Below are 17,110 nucleotides of genomic sequence, written 5' to 3'. Positions count from 1 at the left end.
CCCATGGCTGATGATCAGCGCCCACTGGTGCGAGTTATTCGCTTCCACCAGACATTCGAACGCGTGCCCGTCAAAGGTGACGAGCTGCGCGATGACGTAGACGCCCGCGGCTTCAAGGTCGACGAGAAGGGCAAGCGCATCATGGAAAGCGTCGAGGTCGATTGGGTGACCTATGCGCCTTCCCATRCTCCCTTGACGGCAGCCACGACCGACCGAGTCCGGCACCTGAAGCCGACCGACGACATGATCCACGGCGAGCAATCGGAAAAGAGCAAGTTCATGCGAGCCCGCTGGGAAGCGATCGAGCCTGCCTACGACGCATGGAAATCGGGTCATGAAATCCCAACCCACGGCATGCCGCTCGCCCATTGGCCAGGTGTCTCGGCTCCGGCTGCCGAAGAGCTGCGCCGATACGGTATCCGGACGGTGGAAGAGGTTCGTGACCTGACGGACGGCCAGCTCGACAAGATCCGGCTTCCGAACATGCGCGACCTTCGCAAGGCGGCCAAGAGCTTCCTCGACAATGTTGCCACCTCATCGATCGCAGAGCGCGAGGTTGAGCGGGACAATGAGGTTGCGGCGCTCAAGGCCTCGCAAGCCGAGCTACAGGAACGCCTCGATGCCGCGATGGCGCTACTGGAAGAGCAGACGAAGCCCAAGGGCGAGATCGACGATCTGCGTGCACAACTCGATGCCAAGGGCGTGAAGTATCACCACAAGGCGGGTATCGACACGCTTCGCGCCCTCCTGGCCGAGGAAGCTGCCTGATGAGCATTCTGTCAGTCGTTCAAAACGTCTGCCTTGCTGTCGGCCTGGACAAGCCGGATATCGTGCTTTCCTCGACCGACCGCGAAATGCAGGAAATGGTCCGTATCGCCAATGAAGTGGCGCAGCGGATCAGAGACGCGGAGTTCGACTGGCAGACCCTCCAGGCAATCAAGACGCTCAATGGTGACGGGGTGACCGAGGCGTTCGATCTTCCCGACGACTATGCCCGCATGCAGACGACTGCTCGGCTTTGGTCTAGCCGCTGGTCATGGGGCCTTGAGCACATCACCAACACGGACGACTGGCTCGAAACGCTGGTCGTCCCAGTTGTTCCGGTCTCAGGGCAATGGACGATCTACGGCGACCAGATCCATATCCTTCCAATGTGCCAGTCATCGGAGACGGTCCGCTTCTTCTACATCAGCAAGAACGTGGTGAAGCCGGCGTCCGGCTCCAGCAAGCCCTTGTTCACGCTCGACGACGACACCTTCCGTCTTTCGGAGCGCGTGCTCGAGCTCGGCATGATCTGGCAGTATCGCTCGCAGAAGGGCGCCGCTTCTGATGATGACGAGACCAACTTCGACCGCGCTCTCTACACAGCGATGAACAACGACATCGGTTCCAAACCGGTTGTCAGCGGCAATTCCCGCAAGCGGGCTCCCGGCGTCAAGCGAGCTTTCCCCTACACGGTCGGTGGTGTCTGATGTTCCAGAAGAAGCAGAAAGCTGTCAGGCGCAAGGCTGCATCACAGTCCTTCACGTTTCAGCCACCAGTGCGTGGCTGGATCGCGAATGAAAGTCTGGCCAATGCCAAACCAGGCGGCGCGCGCGTTCTCGAAAACTGGTTCCCGACCAAGACGAGCGCTCGCCTGCGCGGTGGTTGCCGCAAGTATGCGACGATATCAAACGGTCCGGTTCTCCGGCAGTGGACCTATAAGAGTGGCAACGCAGAGCAGTTCTTCGCTTCTGACGAGACCCACATCTTCAACATTACGACGGTGGTTGACCCGAACGTTATCCCGGCTGCCGCCGTGTCCGGCCTTACCTCCGGGTATTTCTCAACAGCTCAGTTCGGTACGGCTGGCGGCGACTATCTCTCTGCCGTCAACGGCACAGACACGCCGCGCCTCTATGACGGCTCGACATGGACGACACACGCCTTTACCGGCCTCGTGTCTCCTTCGGAGCTTTCCTTTGTCTGGTCATTCGCCAACCGGCTGTTCTATATCCGCAAGAACACGATGTCGGTCTATTACCTGCCGGTTGACAACATCAATGGCGCGCTTTCCGAATTCAGCCTTGCGGGCGTCTTCCAGGAAGGCGGCTCGCTGCTCTGCGGTGGCAAATGGTCGATGGATTCCGGCGACGGCCTTGACGACAAGTGGGTGGTTATCTCCACGGCCGGCGAGGTTGCTGTCTATCAGGGCACGAACCCCGGCAACGCCGCGGATTGGCAGAAGGTCGGCATCTACGAGATTACCCCGCCAATGGGTGCCAATGCCAACATGCAGGCAGGCGGTGATCTGTTGATCGGCACGGAAGACGGCATTGTCCCGATTTCGGAAGCCGTCAACAAGGACGAGGCGGCGCTCTCGCTGTCGGCCATCACACGGAACATTGAGCCCGAGTGGAAAAACGAGGTCGTCGCGCGTCGCACGCTCCCTTGGGAAATCGTGAAGTGGCCAACCAACAACATGATGCTGGTGTCTCTTCCGGTACCAGATGCCGGCATTGCGGCAGCCATGTTCGTCGCCAACCTCGAAACCGGCGCCTGGTGCAAATTCACGGGCTGGGAAACGCGATCAATCGGTCATTACTCTGGCTCTGGCTACTTCGGCACAAATACCGGCACTATTCATCAGATGGAGATCGGCGGCTCTGACGACGGCCTGCCTTATGTCTGCACCTATGTCGGGCTTCCTGACCATCTGCGCACGCCGGGAGCATTCAAGATCATCCATTCGGCCCGCGCCGTGTTTCTCTCGAACGTGCCATTCATCGCCAAGATTTCTGCATCGGTGAACTATCAGGTGACCCTGCCAACGCCCCCGTCGTCCGTGGCGAACTACTCGACCGACGAGTGGGACAGCGGTCTTTGGGATGTCGCTAAGTGGGATAGTGCCGGCGTTGGTTCGATCTCGACGAAGTGGGTTTCGGTCGGCAAGTCCGGATTTATCGTCTCACCGCAGATCCAGATCACTTGCGGTGTAACTCCTTTCCCGCGAACCGAACTCATGGCCTTTGACGTGCTCTGGGAGCGCGGCACGGTGATGAATTGATCACCTGGGCCATCGCCAAGGGCGAAGAGCGGGCGATGCTCGGTCACTGGGTGGCGGATCATATCTGGCCTGGAACTGGGCGCGATTTCGGCAACTGCCAGGGCATGGCGGTGATCGAGCATGAAGCCGTCATAGCAGGCGCCATCTGGCACAACTACGAGCCGGACAGCGGCGTCATCGAGATATCAGCCGCGGCGACCTCCAAGCGCTGGCTTAATCGCGAAACGCTGGGTGTCCTGTTCGGCGTGCCGTTCAAGGAATGGAAGTGCCAGGCGGTCGTGCTGCGTGTCTCCGATCACGACAAGCCGTTGCACCGGATGCTGAAGGCCTACGGCTTTGATCGGTATCGCATCCCGCGTCTGCGGGGCAGGGACGAGGCAGAGAACGTCTTTGTGCTGACAGAAGAGAATTGGGCGTCGAACAAGTTCAATCGAAAGAATGAGGTCCACTGATGGGCAAGCCCAAGGCGCCGGCCGCTCCAGATCCGCAAAAGACCGCTGCAGCCCAAACGGGCACCAATGTTACGACGGCTTTGGCAAATGCCCAGCTCGGCAATGTCAATCAGTATGGTCCAGATGGCTCTGTCACCTATTCGACCAACGGAGGGCAGACGTTCGTCGATCCGACCAGCGGCGCTTCGTATTTCATCCCACAGTATACCCAGACCACGAAGCTTTCGGCGGCGCAGCAGGCGATCAAGGATCAGAACGACAGGGCAAGCCTCAATCTCTCGCAGATTGGCAACAACCAGTCGGCCTTCCTGAAAGGCTATCTGTCCAAGCCGGTTGATCTGTCTAACGAGGCGACCGAGGCCCGTTTGATGGATCTCGGCCGCAAGCGCCTCGATCCGGTCATCGCCCAGCGCGACGAGGATCTTCGTACGCGCTTGGCCAATCAAGGGATCAAAGCCGGTTCGGATGCCTACTATCGCGAGCTGAACCAGCAGGGGCAGACCAACAACGACGCCTACACAAGCCTTCTGCTTAATGGACGCCAGCAGGCTGTGCAGGAAGCCCTCACGCAGCGCAATCAGCCTCTCAATGAAATAACGGCGCTACTGTCCGGCACTCAAGTCGGAATGCCGCAATTCGGCGCATCGACCAATCAGCCGAGCCTGCCCACGGTCGACTATGCCGGTCTGGTCAATCAGAACTACCAGAACCAGCTTGGCGCCTACAACTCGCAGGTAGCCCAGCGGAATAACATCCTCGGCGGCCTCTTCGGAGTTGGAGCCGCCTTTGCTGGCAACCCGGCACTGTCGGACAAGCGGGCCAAGAAGGATATCAAGCCGGTTGGCAAGCTCATGGGCCACAAGCTCTATGAGTACTCCTACAAGGGCAAGCACGACGACGGCCGAAAGCATATCGGCGTCATGGCTCAGGAAGTGGCCCGCCAGCGTCCCGATGCTGTCTCGACCCGTCCTGACGGCCTCAAGCAGGTTCACTACGGCAAGCTTTTCCAGATCGGTGAAAGGATGGCTGCATAAATGGCAACCGGTTTTCTCTTTGGCGGCAATACTGGCGAAACGGCCGAGTCTCTCGCGCGCAAACGCGCTGTGGCCGAGGCATTGCTGGCTAATGCTAACAGCAGCGTTCCCCAGACCATCGGTGACGGCATCGCCTCGATCGGTCAGGCTCTGTCCGGCCGTCTTGGTCTCAATGCCCTGAACAAGAAGGAAGCTGCCGGTCGTGCCGCTGTCAGCGACCGCATCCGGCAGGCTCTTACAGGCGTTGGCGGATCTTCTTCAGCATCGGCGTCGTCTGGCATTCCGATGACGGACGCCGCATCCGAAATCACGGCCGGCAAACCGATCGATATGACCGGCAACCAGGTCTATTCGGATTTTATCAACACGGTGAAGACTGGCGCGGAAGGCCTTCCCGGGGTCACGAACCCATATGGGCTTGCCGCTGTTGCGGCTACAGGCAACGCGGAAAGTGGCTTTTCGCCTGGTAACGTCAATCGGACGTGGAGCGACCCGAGCCAGAGTGGCCAGCCGGGAACGGCAGGCGGCATCATGTCGTGGCGTGGCCCACGCTATTCCGCGCTTGCTGCAACTGGCGACCTTTCGCCTACTGGACAGGCCAAGTTCTTCCTCAAGGAGGATCCGAACCTTATCGCAGCGCTTAACAACGCCAAGAGCTTAGAAGAAGCGCAGGGGCTTATGAACAGTGCTTGGGCGTTCGCAGGCCACGATCAACCGCGCGGTGCCGAGACCAGGCGACGGATGGGCTTCGCGACATCGTACCTGCCGTCGTTTCAGGGCGGCGGTTCGGAGGTTGCGAGCCTTGATCCCAAGTCAGGCATGAGCAGCCCGCAGGCCGCCATTCAGGCCGTTGCGCCCGCTTCCGGTTATGTCGACCCACAGGTGACGACCGCAGCACGTGCACCGGCTCCAGCTCGCAATCAGCAGGTGGCACAGGCTCTGACTGGTCCGGCGCCTTCGTCCGGCCCGATGGGCGTCAATCCGGCGCTGTTCGACATCCTGAATGACCCGTACATCGCCCCCGGTCAGTCTGCGGTCGTTCGGGCTCTAATCGACAACTCCCTGCAGGAACAGCAGGCGGCTCGTGAGCGCGCGGCAAAGCAGGCAGATCCCGCATATCGGCTCGGCCTCGAAAAGAGCCAGCTTGAAGTCGACGCCTTGAAGAACCCGAAGATATCGCCGACTGATCAGGCGCGCATTGATATCGACAAGGACAAGCTCAAATTTGAGCAAGGTAAGCCGACCGAAGTCGGAGGTCGCCTCGTCGGGCCCGATGGGAAGGTGATCTACGAGGCCCCAGGCAAGTGGCAGAAGCTCGACGATGGCAGCTTGTTCAACGAGAGCACCGGCGAATTCCGTATGGCTCCGAAGCCGGAAGGGCAGTCAGGTTTCCGCTTCAAGGGGTCGTCCGTCGAGGCCCAGGCGCTCAATGGCCTAATGGATAGCGGAACACTCACCGAGGACCAGGCGCAGCAGCTCGGCGCGGGCAAGACGGTGAGCGGCCCGAACGGTGAAATCATCTTCATGACGCCGCAGGGCGTGTTCTCCGGCAACCCGAAGGAGGGAACGGCAAAACCGCTTCAGCCTCAGGCACAGCCAGCAGAGCAGCCGTATGTTGACCTGTTTGGCAACGGCGGCGGTGAGCCCGCACCAGCACCGGTTCCTGCGCCTGCCCCTGCCGCACCTCAGGCTACCGAACCGCCACAGCGTCAGGGCATGATCCCTTTGACTTCCCCCAAGGTGACAATCGACGAGAGCAAGGCCGCTGGCTTTGCTGATCGCATGAATGAAGCCGAGGCGCTCATTCACAAATACGGCGCGGCAGGCGCGGGCGTGAAGGACCAATTCGTCAGCGACAACGCCTATATCCCTGACGTTGCAGAAAACTGGCTGATGAGCGACGACTTCCAGAATTTCGCACAGGCGCGGCGCAACTTCATCAACGCCCAGCTTCGTCGTGAATCTGGCGCTGTGATTGGGCCTTCGGAGTTCGAGAACGCTCGAAAGCAGTATTTCCCTGAGCCGGGAGATAACGACGATGTTCTTAAGCAGAAGGCCCAGAACCGGCAGACGGCAATCCAGGCGATGATCCGAGATGCTGGCCCGACCTACGGGAAGGACAAGAAGGCCACATCCGGCGAAATTCCGGACTTTTCGAAGATGAGCGACGAAGAGCTGCAGAGGTACATCAATGGCAAATGACGATGCGGCAATGGAAGCCGCCAAGCAGGAGATGTTCAAGCGCCTCGCTGCAGCGGAGCACAAGCGTCGTCTCGCTCAATCCCATCCGTCGTTCGAGGAAAGCCAGAAGCTCATCGAGCAACAGGACATGCAGGGAGCCAACGGTGCTACTGGCGCGGCTCTGACTAGCGTTGCCGATGGCGTGCCTATTGTAGGACCGATGATGCTCGGGGCTTCCCAGCGAGGCGCTGCTGCGCTTTCGTCGCTGATCGATGGCGAGAGCTACTCGGACAACCTCAAGCAAGCCCAGCGGATCACCGATGAGGCGAACAAGGCGCATCCCGTCATCCACACCGCCGGCGAGGTGACGGGCGCTGTAGGTGGCACCATTCCAATGATTATGGCCGCGCCTGCAGCGTTTGGTGCCGGTGGCGGTGGTATGCTTGTTCGAAGTGGCTTGTCTGCCCTCACTGGTGGTGCGATAGGCGGCACTGACGCTGCAGTTAGGTCTGGCGGGGACGAAAAGGCGACCCGAAATGGCGCTGCCATTGGTCTTGCCCTTGGAGCAGCTGGACCGTTCGTTGCTAACGCCGTTGGCAAAGGCGTGAAGTCGCTGATTGAGGTCGGTAAGAACCGCTTGGCGGCGCGCACGGCCGGCATCGATCCGGAAGCACTGAAGTTCGTTCGGAGAGCTGTTACGGATGATGCGCTTGACCCTGCGATGGTGCAGCAGAGGCTCACCGACATGGGCCCAGAGGCGATGCTCGCGGATCTCGGCCCGAACCTGCAAAAGCAAGCCGGCGCGCTGGCTGCAACACCAGGACGGGGACAGGAGATTGTGCGCAAAGCCCTTCTTGATCGGTCGACAGGCGCGAACGCACGTATCAACACCACCGTAGACGAAAATTTCGGCCGTGCTCCTCTCGTGTCGGCGCTCGATGCTGAAGCGGTCCACAATCAGGGCGCGCTCTCGCCGGCTTACCGGGAGGCTTTCGCGCAGGCGGGGCCGGTCGACGTGTCGCCGATTGCCGACGATCTGACACGCCAGATCCGAACACTGCGCGGCGACCCGCAAAGAGCCCTCCAGCGCGTCCGCACGATGCTCAATCGTTTTGGTACGGAGGAACTCGACAGCAACCCGCAGACGATGTTCCAGACCCGCCAGGCTATCGACGGGATGCTGTCGACGGAAGCCGATCCCAAGGTGATTGCAGCTCTCACCGATGCGCGTCAGATGATCGATGATGGGCTCACCCGCGCTGTTCCGAACATCAAGGAGGCGGATGCGTCCTTTGCCGAGCTTGCCCGCCAGCGTGAAGCGCTGGGCCGGGGACAGCAGATTCTCGACAGCGGCAGGACAGCGCCGCGACCGGCAGAGCTTGCTACCGAGATCGAGCACGGCGCACAGCCGCAGGGAATGCAGATCGGACCTTCGGCGGTGCCCCTCAGGCTTACGCAGGGTGCTCGTGCTGAGATCGATCGTATCGTTGGTACGAACGCGAACGACATCGTTGCCCTGAACCGGCTGATCAAAGGGGAGGGTGACTGGAACCGCGCACGTCTCGCCTCGCTGTTCGGTCAGGAGAAGGCTGACCGCGTCATCACGGTTCTCGAAAACGAGAAGGCTTTTGCCGATACCGCGAATACCGTCACGCGCAACAGCGAGACAGCAGCTCGACAGGCTGCTCAGTCGGAGCTTGGCGGCGCCGGTGTCGGTTTCGGTGCCGAAGAGGCGTTCAAGGCCGGGGGCGTTCGCGGTGCAGCCAGAGCTGTCGCGCTAGATAAAGCAAAGAAGGTTGCGGCGGCCTTGCTCCCGCAGTCGGGAGACCGCGCTCGAGAAAGCTTGGCGAGCACGCTCGTCAACCAGAACCGGGATGCGGTTATTCGGGCCTTGATGGCGACGGGCGGAACTGCGCAGGTTCCAGCGCTAGTGAACCCGGTCGTTAAAGCGCTTCTGCTCGGAGGCGTTCCCGCGGGGGCGCGATGACGGGTCGACCCACATAATCAGGGCGACCAGGCCCATGATGAACAGGGCACCGACGAGGAAGCCATCTACAAAGCCAGGGCCGCCCCAATCGAACAAGGAAAGCAGCACGGACCGGAAGGCATAGAGGATGCCCGCGGTAATCACGATGCATGCGATCTGAACGAAGCGAAGTGCCATTGCCTGCCATCCGTGGTTGAGGCTCGGAAGATAAGCGAAATCGTAAACCAATGAAAGGGCTCCCATCTCGGGGGCCCTTTTCCGTGCGCGAGGATATTCAATGCCAAGAAACGGATCTGGCGTCATGTCGAAGCCGGCCGGCACCACAGCCGTGCCAAATACGACGATCGAGAGCGCCAAATACAACGCCACGATCGATGACATCATTCAGGACCTCAACAATGCCCGCCCGATCACGTCAGGTGGTACTGGGGCGACATCCGTGGCCGCTGCCCAGACAGCACTATCCACGGTCGGGTACAGTGCTCAAACGCTGACGGCTGCACAGCAAGCCCAAGCTCGATCGAATGTCTCTGCGGCACTCAATGGCCAGCTTTATGGCCTGACGCTCAGCAACAACGCGGGCGATGTCACTAACGACATTGACATAGCGGTCGGGGAGGCGGCGAGCACAGAAGCCAGCCCCGTTCTAATGGTCCTCGCATCGACCATGACCAAGCGCACCGATGCTGCCTGGGCTGGAGGTTCCGGCAATGGCGGTTGGCTGGACGGCGCAGCCATGCCCAACGGTACGGGACACGTATTCCTTATACAGCGTTCGGATACGGGTGCGGTCGATGTAGGGCTGTCGGCATCCCTATCGCCTTCGTTGCCCACGAATTACGACCGCAAGCGGCGTGTCGGCTCGATCATGCGTGAGGCTGGGGCCATCGTACTTTTCGAGCAACGAGGGGACAATTTCAGGCGCGGGGCAGTCTCAATCAGAAGCAGCACGGCCGCAGCCGCCGACGTTCTCCTGACGATGCCAGTTCCGGTTGGGATTGAAGTCTTCCCGATCCTTCGAAGTGCGCTCCGCGTCAACACCAGTTCGAACGTCGCGAACTCGATCGGCTCGGGCTACCAGTCATCGGCTGCCTATGTGTACCAGCAGGAGATCGGCACTTCCGCCGCCGGAACAACCGATAGCCAAATGATCCCGCCGGTGTGGGTGACCAATCTGAGCGCTCAGCTCCGCTTCTCCGCATCGATCAACTCCGGCTCAATCATTTCCAACGACCTACAGCTCTATGGTTGGGTCGACACGAGGGGACGTAGCTAATGCCGTACATAGAACGATCCGAGGGCTCGATTGTCGGTCTCTATGCGGAATTGCAGGAAAACTACGCGACAGAGTGGCTTGCCGACGACGATGTCGAGGTGCTTGCGTTTTGCAGTCCCGCTGCTCCACCGGTTACTAGTGTTTCCGCTCGCCAGTTCAAGCTCCAGCTACTGGCCGCCGGCCTTCTCGATCAGGTCGATGCGTGGATAGCAACTCAGTCGAAGGCGGTTCAGATCGCCTACGAGTATTCCGGCACGTTCGTCCGCACAGAGCCGATGATGGCGGCTGGCTTTGCCGCCATGGGTTTCACGGACGAGCAGATCGACGGATTCTTCGTGGCTGCTTCGAAGCTTTAAGGATCGCGCAATTCAATTACAGGAAGACCTGGCAGCCAAACGAAACGACGGCAATGGCCAATGGCATCGTTAGCGCCATAACCACGCTCTGCCAGTTTATTTGATACGCTTCAGCGCGCGATTCCAAGTTCATTCGAGTTACTCCCCACATGAGTTGGAACCTAGCGAAGTCGGGGGCAATGTCGTCTCAAAATAAGTTTCTGGCTGTAACATTCAGCAGCGGGCTCAAGGCGCGACAACCGTAGTTCTAATGGCGGCATTTTGCGCACTTTCGCATTTTCGGGGGCTGAGGCCGCCCCCGTGTGGGAGAGGCGCACTGGCCTTGTTTGGGGTTCCGCATGGCAGTGCGCCTCTCCGCTTGCGGAAGAGTTTGCAAGCTATGCGAAAATATCGCCCCATGGTGAAAGTGCGACGCCACGTTAGCATTAGTACGATTAGATAATTTGGGGGAATTAAGAGGTCCGCAGGGGTTCGCGGACCTCCGAGCATTGTTACAGAGGCCGAATTTGGGCCGCGCCCATAAGAGCACAACCAACCATCCATCGCACGTACTGCAATAGTGGTATCAGAACCTACCGCTAGTAGAAAACTCTAACGGGATAGGCGTAGCGGCCGACCGAGAGTCGAGTGCGGGAACTGCAACACTCACTTTCCGACAAATCTGGAGCTTTCAATGGACCGTACAGCGTTCTTCGCTGCGCTACGCCGTCGCACGTCTGGTGTTTTCGGCACGTCTCTAAGCCAGTCGCAAGTGGACGGCATCAACGGCATTCTCGACGCCTCCGCCACCCATGGGGACGGTCGAGACAAAACGCTCGCGTATGCCCTCGCCACAGCCTACCACGAGACTGGCGCCCGCATGGTCCCGGTCAGGGAGGGCTTCGCGAAGGATGACGCCAGCGCCCGCCGTGTCGTCGCCAAGCGCGAGTATGGCAAGTCAGCGGGGAAATATGGCCATGTCTACTATGGGCGCGGACAGGTGCAGCTAACGTGGCTGAAGAACTACGACACGTCGTCATCCGACGCTGCCTATGATCTCGTCGCCTATCCCGACAAGATGCTCGATCCAGTCATCTCTGCTCGCGTGATGATCAAAGGCCTGCTGGACGGCCGATGGAACGGAGCAGGGAAGGGCATTGCCACCTACCTGCCCACAAACGGCCCTGACGACCTCAAGAACGCACGCCGCACGATCAACGTGACCGACAAGTGGGAACTGATCGGCGGCTACTACACGGCCTTTCTGTCGGCAATCAAAGAGGCTGGCGGCGTTCCTGTCGTCACACCCGCTCCAGCGCCTGCACCAACTCCCAAGCCTGTCGCCACCATCGAACCGCAGCCGGTCGCTAAAGGCAACTGGCTCGACGCTCTTCTCAAGGCACTTTCTGCCATCTTCACGAGGACAGAAGCATGACCGTCTGGATCCGCATTGCTCTGTATATTTTCGCCGGCTGGCTGGCGTCCTCGGGACTGATCAGCGAGAAGGTCGAGGGCATCCTCACGACAGACCCTTCCGTCGCCGACTCCATCAATCTCGCTGTATCCGCGGCCATCGCCGGTTTGTCTGTCGGTTGGTGGAAGCTCGCCAAGCGAATGGGCTGGAAAACCTGATGTTCGGCTTTGGTCTTCTGGATTGGCTCAAGCTTGGCGCAGGAGCCGCGCTAGGGGCATCTCTAGCCTTCTACCCCGCCAAGCTCATCGGACGCAGTGAAGGGCGCGCCGCGATCCAAGCAGAGGCTGCCAAGGAAGCCTTGGACCGCATCGATAACCTGGAGAAGAGCAATGCGAGTTTCCGCAAGCTTTCGGATCGCGACCGTTGTCTTGTTTTCATGCGCGATAGCGGGTTGCCGGACAGCGCCTGCGACTAACGGGGCAGGCTATCAGTTCATCCGGTTCCAGAATGCAGAGGCGGCAAGGGCGGCGTCTCAGGACGTTCTAGCGGGCCCTGCCATCTCGTCAAACAATAAGCAGTGCCGGGCTGATGTCGCCTGCCGGAAGTAAGCAAGGGTCCGACCCTCACAGGCAGATCGGACCCTCCTAGTGCCGCCTCGGGGCATATGAGCGCGGCCGCGGCCGAATAATCGATCGGAGCTCTCCGGTCAATCATGAAACCAGTGCAAGGCATGCGCATTTGAAGGGGCATAGGGGTGGCGGCAGAGGCAAGCGATATGACGGTGCAGATCGAGAAAACGCGGTTCAATCTTTGGCATCTAGGCGGGATAGTCCTCGCAATGATCATGAATGCCGCCACGGCTGGCGGAATCTGGGTGAGCCTGACGAGAGACGTTTCCGATCTGCAGAAACAGGTGTCCGAGACCAGCGACACCCTTCACCAATTCCAGGCTGACCTCAACGCCACAAAGACCCTCCTACCTCCGATCCAGTTCAAGCAGGAGCAACAGGAGCTTATAGGCGCCGAGAACAAAGCGGGGATAGGCGAGACGAACAAGCGGATAGATCGCGTCGTCGAATCCTTCGGGGGTAAGCTGGATACCGTGATCGAGAGCATCAACAAGATTGCAACTCGGGTCGAAGTGTTGGGCAGCAAGCTCGATGACGCCAACAAGACCGACAAGACGGTCTACCGGACGCCGATCGTCAGGCCCTGAAATGAAAACCCCACCTCGGAAGGTGGGGTGTCAACTACCGGAGCTTGGTATCGCGAGGCAGCCCGCCATCCCTCTCGGGGTGGACTTGAGGCGCATTACGGTTTCCCGCAAGCGCGATCACGCAAAGATATGGTTGGTTAAATGTGCTTAGTCAAGGGGCCCAAACCAGCGCGAAAAGCATGGCTTCTCGCACTTTGGTGAGTTCATTCTCTACCAATATGATTTGCAAATACTTTCTCTTACCGGTTGCACGGTCTCGCTCAGTGTAAGGCAATGAGAGTCTTTCAAAGCCCACGGTAGCCATCATGTCCGCCTTCGCCCATTTGAACCTCCCGGCATAGGGAGACGGCGCTTCCATGGGCAGTTCGATTCGCACTTGATAAAGTAAATGATCTTTCGGAGGGGACGCGCTGAGCGGAACGACCGTACAAAGATTGTCCCGGTGGGGCAGACGAGGGGAGACAACCACGGCTAGTCGCTCTTTGACCATTTCCGGGGGACGGAAACCTGTCCTGTAGTCGCAAATGACGATTGTTCCGACCGTCGGAGGAAATTTCAAAGCCAAGTAAGCTGCTCGGGTTGGTTGATCTCAATGAGTCGCGACGTTACTCATCATCGTTAGCGGAAAGCAAGCTGCCCGCTTCGGTGGGCCGAACCGATTCGGAACCCGCATTCACGTGGATATTGGCGGCTTCCGCTGCCGTGATGAACCCGGATGGCGCGACTACCTCGTCGACGCCGACAAGGTCGCACGATGGGCGAGCGGAAGGCACACAGTATTCCGCGCGGATGGTGGCAATCCAAGTGGAACACAGTTGAGAATCGGACTACACGCCGGATTCTATTTGCTTGCTGTTTATAGGAATCCAGATGGCTCCGGGTAAGTTGGTCGGCACTTCGGTCGAGAACAAGATGACTATCCCTACTGATCAATTGGGATGGCCAGGGTCGAACGGAGTCTTGACCGTCTCTGCCATGTTCAGCGATGATCGTTTTGCGGGCAAGGATCGGCACAATGATTCAAGCACGAGGATTTTCGAGTGTAAGGCCCGACTCTCAGATAAGCCTGGCGAGACACGCAACGTCATTGGCAACTTCGGTAAAGAGGATGGATCAACTCACCTGTTGTTCGGCAACCCGTCCGCGAAAATCCAATTAACGGCTCGAACGACAGACATATTCCTTGAGATTAACAGCGCTGGGGAAATCTCTCTAGCAACGGCCGAAATCACTGCGAATCATCCGCTTCACGCGAAGTATCTTTTTGAAGACGCGCTCTCCCCTTGGCTGGATAAAATGAGTTTCACTCATCAGGTTCCAGTTCAGCTCTCGCAGATCGTCATCCGCGATGTCGTAAACGAGGTGCAACACATTTTTTTCGTCTCACCTCCACGCCATTCGTATATCAAGGAAGGCGAGGACCAAATAGAAGAACGCATGATGCCTATCTACGCACTTTATCGTGAGTGCCAGAATGTATCGACGCCGTTCTATAAGGTCTTGAGTCTCTTCAAAATAATGGAAGGGCTGCTAAATCCGTTGCGGTCGGAGGTCCTTCGAGAGCTACGGAGAATGCGTAGAGATCAGACGGTGCCAAAGTCGGTAGTGCCGGACCATCCAGACATTGCTGAGTGGTTGAAGCCTCATATTGGCAAGCCAATCGGCGCTTTTGTTAACGGCTTCCTCACTAACGAATACCGGAACGCAATCGCGCATTTTGAGCTTCGCGATAAAAGTGTGATGAACGTGGGCAGCGCCCAAGCGCGTAGCAAGGCGCTTGACGTCGCGTTTCTAGCGGACCTTTGCGCGCGGATTTTGATCCAAACGCATGAGGCGCTGTTGGCGCGATTAAACGAATCTGGAAACGGCCCTGGTTGAAAGATGTGAAGAAGGGAAGCCTCGGGTTGGGCTTACCGCTGAGGCTCCCTTCTTTTCCTGCCAAGCCGCTCAGCTACCAGAGGACAACGAATGTTCTCCGATCAAGGAGTAGGCTCAGCGGCGTTCCCGGCCTCTAGGTTGTAACGGCTTCAATAATCGCCCGACCCGATAACCTTCTCTTCCCATTTCACCCCGGCTTCGATTTTTTTGCGTTTTGGCACACTAAAATTGCATGCTGTCAAGCGGTGGGCCGAAAGGGAGTTCATCGCTAGCTGCCATGAATTCATCGAATTCCTTTAGGTCTTGAATGCTCGGGGCCGGCAAGTGAGCTATAGCTCGGATCTCATCCGCTATGTCCCGCCGGCTGATATTGTCCAGAATAACCGGGCCCGTCGTCATCTGAAAATCGAGCGCCCCGCAATATGAGTTGATGCGACCGTAGCCAGGGGCGTATGCAATGGCCTTGGGCTTTCCGCTTACCTCGTGCTTCGCAAGCGAAACGCGAATGAACTCCATGCGCTTGAAGGGGATGTGAGTTCGTCGGATGTCCTCTTCAATTGTGCCGATAAGGGCCGGATTGGCGATGATTTCACGCAACTCTCTCGCGCGGGACTCACGCCCGTGATGCATGAAACCTTTACTGTCCTCCAGCGCATTGATCTTCAATTCAAGACCGCCGTTGCGATACCACTTCACTGTTTCAGTCGCCCGTTGGCGCCAAGTCCTCATGAGCTCGTATGCGGCAAATATCCACATTTGAGATTGGGCGGAGACGAACATGGCCAGATCAATTGGGGTTCTGTCCTCCCTCCTGTATCTTTGGAGCAGCTCAGTTTCCTGTTGCATGATGAATTGATCAACGATGGCGAGGTTGGTCACCTGCATGTTAAGGAACATGTCACCACCCAGGAGATGTAACCCTCGCAGTGCCTGCGGGATCTCGTTGAAATCGATCTCGTCGGGATTCCTATAGGGCATCTCACCGTAGTAGTCGCTGTCGTCAATACCTTCTGCTTGCTCGTTCAGGTCGTCATTCACACCAGTTTACCTTTCCATCTGGGGCTAGCGCGAAGCTCATCGCGACAAGTGCCTCACCATCAAGCGCGCGCCCTTGTGCCCACACTTGCACCGCATGAGGCCTGCGAGTTGACCCAGCGTCAATCCCTTCCCAACCTGCCAATGTATTCCCCGTTGATCGATAGGTTTCCGCCTGGCCCGCGCGTTTGTCCCTTGGTGAACAAATTAGAAAAATCCTAAAAACGTGTCTTGACTGGCCGGAGTTAATGCTCACCTGATTCGGCCAGAGGTGGCGGCATGACTGCATACGTAGGTGAACACATCAGCATTAGAGACTGCATCGTCTGCGTCGAGAAGCGCAAGGGCATAACCATGCGCCGGCACGCAACGTTGTCGGATCTGGCGTACAGCCTGCTTTACCGGTGGCCGGAAGAGCACCGGGGCAAGGAGTGGGACCGTGCCAAGACCAAGTGCCTGGAGGCCATGGAAGGCATCCTTGATCCGGAGAAGGCTCGTGCGGCATTCGTAGCCGCTGCAATCGCCGCTGAGATGCTGATGGTCAAGGAAGAGTACATCCAGGTTCGGGGCGAGAAGCGGCCCAAGGCCAAGCGCGGGCAGGGGGCGTCAGCCTCTCCGAACCTCTGATCGGTTCTAGTAGACTGGCCTTCCGTATTGGTCCATGCCCACTCCCAAACCATAGGCATTGGGCTGCACCTGAAGCGAAGGGTCCGGCTGCCGAACGGGCCGGCCATACTCATCCATCCCGACGCCAAGCCCGTACGCGTTCGGTTGGTAATTGCCGCCAGCGCCTGTCATCCGGTGTGGATGGGCCATCCGGTAGGCAAGAGCATCTTGAACGGCGCCGTTTGTGCCTGTGCATGCCGTCAAAGCAGCCAGACTTGCGACTGAGAGTATTGCCTTCATTCCCTGTTTATCGAAGATGCTCATTCTCGGCCCTTAGCCCATTGTATTCGAGCAGCCTATCATAGTACTCCTCAACCCTCTGCATCGCCTCCCTGCCTTCGGCTTCGTAGCCTTGATGTGGTAGTAGCCTCTTAGCCACCCTCGGCCCATGAGCTGACCAGAGCCATTTGCCTTTCATCGGGCCGTGCGGCTGTAGCTGAATCCTCCCAACGTCAATCTCTCCGTCATACCCGGACCAGTCGTTGTCCGTCGGCACGTCGTGTTCGTCGATCTTCGTTCGGCGCCATTTGTATTTGGGTTGGTACGCTGACACGCGCATAGCGCCTCTCCTTGAAGAGGTTGCCGACAGC

19 protein-coding genes are annotated in these 17,110 nt (G+C 58.6%); 15 read left to right on the top strand and 4 right to left on the bottom strand.

Going from position 1 to position 17,110, the window contains the following annotated elements; translation table 11 throughout:
* Positions 1-3 precede the first annotated feature (3 nt).
* Genes AC1DPR_RS02170 through AC1DPR_RS02140 form a run of 7 tightly spaced genes read left to right on the top strand, consistent with a single transcriptional unit; the run spans position 4 to position 8,700 of the window.
* On the top strand, positions 4-768 hold the full coding sequence (locus AC1DPR_RS02170; protein WP_477815700.1) for a hypothetical protein: 765 nt from the start codon (positions 4-6) through the stop codon (positions 766-768).
* Positions 768-1,472 (top strand): phage adaptor protein, encoded by a 705-nt coding sequence (locus AC1DPR_RS02165; protein WP_477815699.1) that lies wholly within the window; start codon positions 768-770, stop codon positions 1,470-1,472. Before AC1DPR_RS02170 ends, AC1DPR_RS02165 begins: the two co-directional genes overlap by 1 nt.
* Entirely contained in the window at positions 1,472-3,046 is a 1,575-nt protein-coding gene (locus AC1DPR_RS02160) for a hypothetical protein (RefSeq protein WP_477815698.1), read from the top strand. The genes AC1DPR_RS02165 and AC1DPR_RS02160 overlap by 1 nt, the downstream gene beginning before the upstream one ends.
* Complete coding sequence (locus AC1DPR_RS02155) at positions 3,043-3,498, top strand: N-acetyltransferase (RefSeq protein ID WP_477815697.1); 456 nt, start codon at positions 3,043-3,045, stop codon at positions 3,496-3,498. Before AC1DPR_RS02160 ends, AC1DPR_RS02155 begins: the two co-directional genes overlap by 4 nt.
* On the top strand, positions 3,498-4,532 hold the full coding sequence (locus tag AC1DPR_RS02150) for a tail fiber domain-containing protein (RefSeq protein WP_477815696.1): 1,035 nt from the start codon (positions 3,498-3,500) through the stop codon (positions 4,530-4,532). Before AC1DPR_RS02155 ends, AC1DPR_RS02150 begins: the two co-directional genes overlap by 1 nt.
* Entirely contained in the window at positions 4,533-6,734 is a 2,202-nt protein-coding gene (locus AC1DPR_RS02145) for a hypothetical protein (RefSeq protein WP_477815695.1), read from the top strand.
* Positions 6,724-8,700 (top strand): hypothetical protein, encoded by a 1,977-nt coding sequence (locus AC1DPR_RS02140; protein ID WP_477815694.1) that lies wholly within the window; start codon positions 6,724-6,726, stop codon positions 8,698-8,700. Before AC1DPR_RS02145 ends, AC1DPR_RS02140 begins: the two co-directional genes overlap by 11 nt.
* Here the strand turns inward: AC1DPR_RS02140 and AC1DPR_RS02135 are convergent.
* On the bottom strand, positions 8,641-8,928 hold the full coding sequence (locus AC1DPR_RS02135; RefSeq protein WP_477815693.1) for a hypothetical protein: 288 nt from the start codon (positions 8,926-8,928) through the stop codon (positions 8,641-8,643). The two genes, AC1DPR_RS02140 and AC1DPR_RS02135, sit on opposite strands and share 60 nt — an antisense overlap.
* 49 nt (positions 8,929-8,977) lie before the next feature.
* Here AC1DPR_RS02135 and AC1DPR_RS02130 point away from each other — a divergent pair, with 49 nt between their 5' ends.
* From AC1DPR_RS02130 to AC1DPR_RS02105, 6 genes are all read left to right on the top strand, one after another.
* Positions 8,978-9,976 (top strand): hypothetical protein, encoded by a 999-nt coding sequence (locus AC1DPR_RS02130; RefSeq protein ID WP_477815692.1) that lies wholly within the window; start codon positions 8,978-8,980, stop codon positions 9,974-9,976.
* Positions 9,976-10,332 (top strand): hypothetical protein, encoded by a 357-nt coding sequence (locus AC1DPR_RS02125; RefSeq protein WP_477815691.1) that lies wholly within the window; start codon positions 9,976-9,978, stop codon positions 10,330-10,332. The genes AC1DPR_RS02130 and AC1DPR_RS02125 overlap by 1 nt, the downstream gene beginning before the upstream one ends.
* A gap of 673 nt (positions 10,333-11,005) precedes the next feature.
* Positions 11,006-11,746 carry a glycoside hydrolase family 19 protein gene (locus tag AC1DPR_RS02120; RefSeq protein ID WP_477815690.1) on the top strand — a complete coding sequence of 247 codons (741 nt, stop codon included), beginning with the start codon at positions 11,006-11,008 and terminating at the stop codon, positions 11,744-11,746.
* The gene (locus AC1DPR_RS02115; protein ID WP_477815689.1) at positions 11,743-11,943 is read left to right on the top strand and encodes a hypothetical protein; all 201 of its coding nucleotides are present in this window, start codon (positions 11,743-11,745) and stop codon (positions 11,941-11,943) included. Before AC1DPR_RS02120 ends, AC1DPR_RS02115 begins: the two co-directional genes overlap by 4 nt.
* Positions 11,943-12,200: a hypothetical protein gene (locus AC1DPR_RS02110; RefSeq protein ID WP_477815688.1), complete on the top strand. Its 258-nt coding sequence runs from the start codon at positions 11,943-11,945 to the stop codon at positions 12,198-12,200. Before AC1DPR_RS02115 ends, AC1DPR_RS02110 begins: the two co-directional genes overlap by 1 nt.
* A gap of 300 nt (positions 12,201-12,500) precedes the next feature.
* Positions 12,501-12,941 carry a hypothetical protein gene (locus AC1DPR_RS02105; protein ID WP_477815687.1) on the top strand — a complete coding sequence of 147 codons (441 nt, stop codon included), beginning with the start codon at positions 12,501-12,503 and terminating at the stop codon, positions 12,939-12,941.
* A 151-nt stretch (positions 12,942-13,092) separates the two neighbouring features.
* On the opposite strand, the gene AC1DPR_RS02100 is transcribed toward AC1DPR_RS02105, so the two are convergent.
* Positions 13,093-13,500 carry a type II toxin-antitoxin system PemK/MazF family toxin gene (locus AC1DPR_RS02100; protein WP_477815713.1) on the bottom strand — a complete coding sequence of 136 codons (408 nt, stop codon included), beginning with the start codon at positions 13,498-13,500 and terminating at the stop codon, positions 13,093-13,095.
* A gap of 311 nt (positions 13,501-13,811) precedes the next feature.
* On the opposite strand from AC1DPR_RS02100, the gene mauJ reads away from it, so the two are divergent.
* Positions 13,812-14,819, top strand: coding sequence for a methylamine utilization protein MauJ (gene mauJ / locus AC1DPR_RS02095; RefSeq protein ID WP_477815686.1), 1,008 nt, complete (start codon positions 13,812-13,814; stop codon positions 14,817-14,819).
* Between the two features lie 222 nt (positions 14,820-15,041).
* Here the strand turns inward: mauJ and AC1DPR_RS02090 are convergent, their stop codons facing one another.
* The gene (locus AC1DPR_RS02090; protein ID WP_477815685.1) at positions 15,042-15,857 is read right to left on the bottom strand and encodes a hypothetical protein; all 816 of its coding nucleotides are present in this window, start codon (positions 15,855-15,857) and stop codon (positions 15,042-15,044) included.
* Between the two features lie 276 nt (positions 15,858-16,133).
* Between AC1DPR_RS02090 and AC1DPR_RS02085 the strand changes: the two genes are divergently transcribed.
* Complete coding sequence (locus AC1DPR_RS02085) at positions 16,134-16,481, top strand: DUF982 domain-containing protein (RefSeq protein ID WP_477815684.1); 348 nt, start codon at positions 16,134-16,136, stop codon at positions 16,479-16,481.
* Between the two features lie 286 nt (positions 16,482-16,767).
* Here the strand turns inward: AC1DPR_RS02085 and AC1DPR_RS02080 are convergent, their stop codons facing one another.
* A complete protein-coding gene (locus tag AC1DPR_RS02080) occupies positions 16,768-17,079 on the bottom strand; it encodes a hypothetical protein (protein WP_477815683.1) in 312 nt (103 codons plus the stop codon).
* Positions 17,080-17,110 lie beyond the last annotated feature (31 nt).

It is taken from the genome of Rhizobium sp. 01T417 (genome assembly GCF_056398905.1).
The sequence above is the reverse complement of the archived record's forward strand: the minus strand, read 5'-3'. Positions and strand labels throughout refer to the sequence as shown.

Coding starts and splice junctions, on each gene's coding strand:
- AC1DPR_RS02145 (WP_477815695.1), top strand. CDS start 4,533: ATGGCAACCGGTTTTCTCTTTGGCGGCAATACTGGCGAAACGGCCGAG.
- AC1DPR_RS02150 (WP_477815696.1), top strand. CDS start 3,498: ATGGGCAAGCCCAAGGCGCCGGCCGCTCCAGATCCGCAAAAGACCGCT.
- AC1DPR_RS02105 (WP_477815687.1), top strand. CDS start 12,501: ATGACGGTGCAGATCGAGAAAACGCGGTTCAATCTTTGGCATCTAGGC.
- AC1DPR_RS02080 (WP_477815683.1), bottom strand. CDS start 17,079: ATGCGCGTGTCAGCGTACCAACCCAAATACAAATGGCGCCGAACGAAG.
- AC1DPR_RS02120 (WP_477815690.1), top strand. CDS start 11,006: ATGGACCGTACAGCGTTCTTCGCTGCGCTACGCCGTCGCACGTCTGGT.
- AC1DPR_RS02115 (WP_477815689.1), top strand. CDS start 11,743: ATGACCGTCTGGATCCGCATTGCTCTGTATATTTTCGCCGGCTGGCTG.
- AC1DPR_RS02140 (WP_477815694.1), top strand. CDS start 6,724: ATGGCAAATGACGATGCGGCAATGGAAGCCGCCAAGCAGGAGATGTTC.
- AC1DPR_RS02160 (WP_477815698.1), top strand. CDS start 1,472: ATGTTCCAGAAGAAGCAGAAAGCTGTCAGGCGCAAGGCTGCATCACAG.
- AC1DPR_RS02085 (WP_477815684.1), top strand. CDS start 16,134: ATGACTGCATACGTAGGTGAACACATCAGCATTAGAGACTGCATCGTC.
- AC1DPR_RS02165 (WP_477815699.1), top strand. CDS start 768: ATGAGCATTCTGTCAGTCGTTCAAAACGTCTGCCTTGCTGTCGGCCTG.
- AC1DPR_RS02125 (WP_477815691.1), top strand. CDS start 9,976: ATGCCGTACATAGAACGATCCGAGGGCTCGATTGTCGGTCTCTATGCG.
- mauJ (WP_477815686.1), top strand. CDS start 13,812: ATGGCTCCGGGTAAGTTGGTCGGCACTTCGGTCGAGAACAAGATGACT.
- AC1DPR_RS02130 (WP_477815692.1), top strand. CDS start 8,978: ATGCCAAGAAACGGATCTGGCGTCATGTCGAAGCCGGCCGGCACCACA.
- AC1DPR_RS02110 (WP_477815688.1), top strand. CDS start 11,943: ATGTTCGGCTTTGGTCTTCTGGATTGGCTCAAGCTTGGCGCAGGAGCC.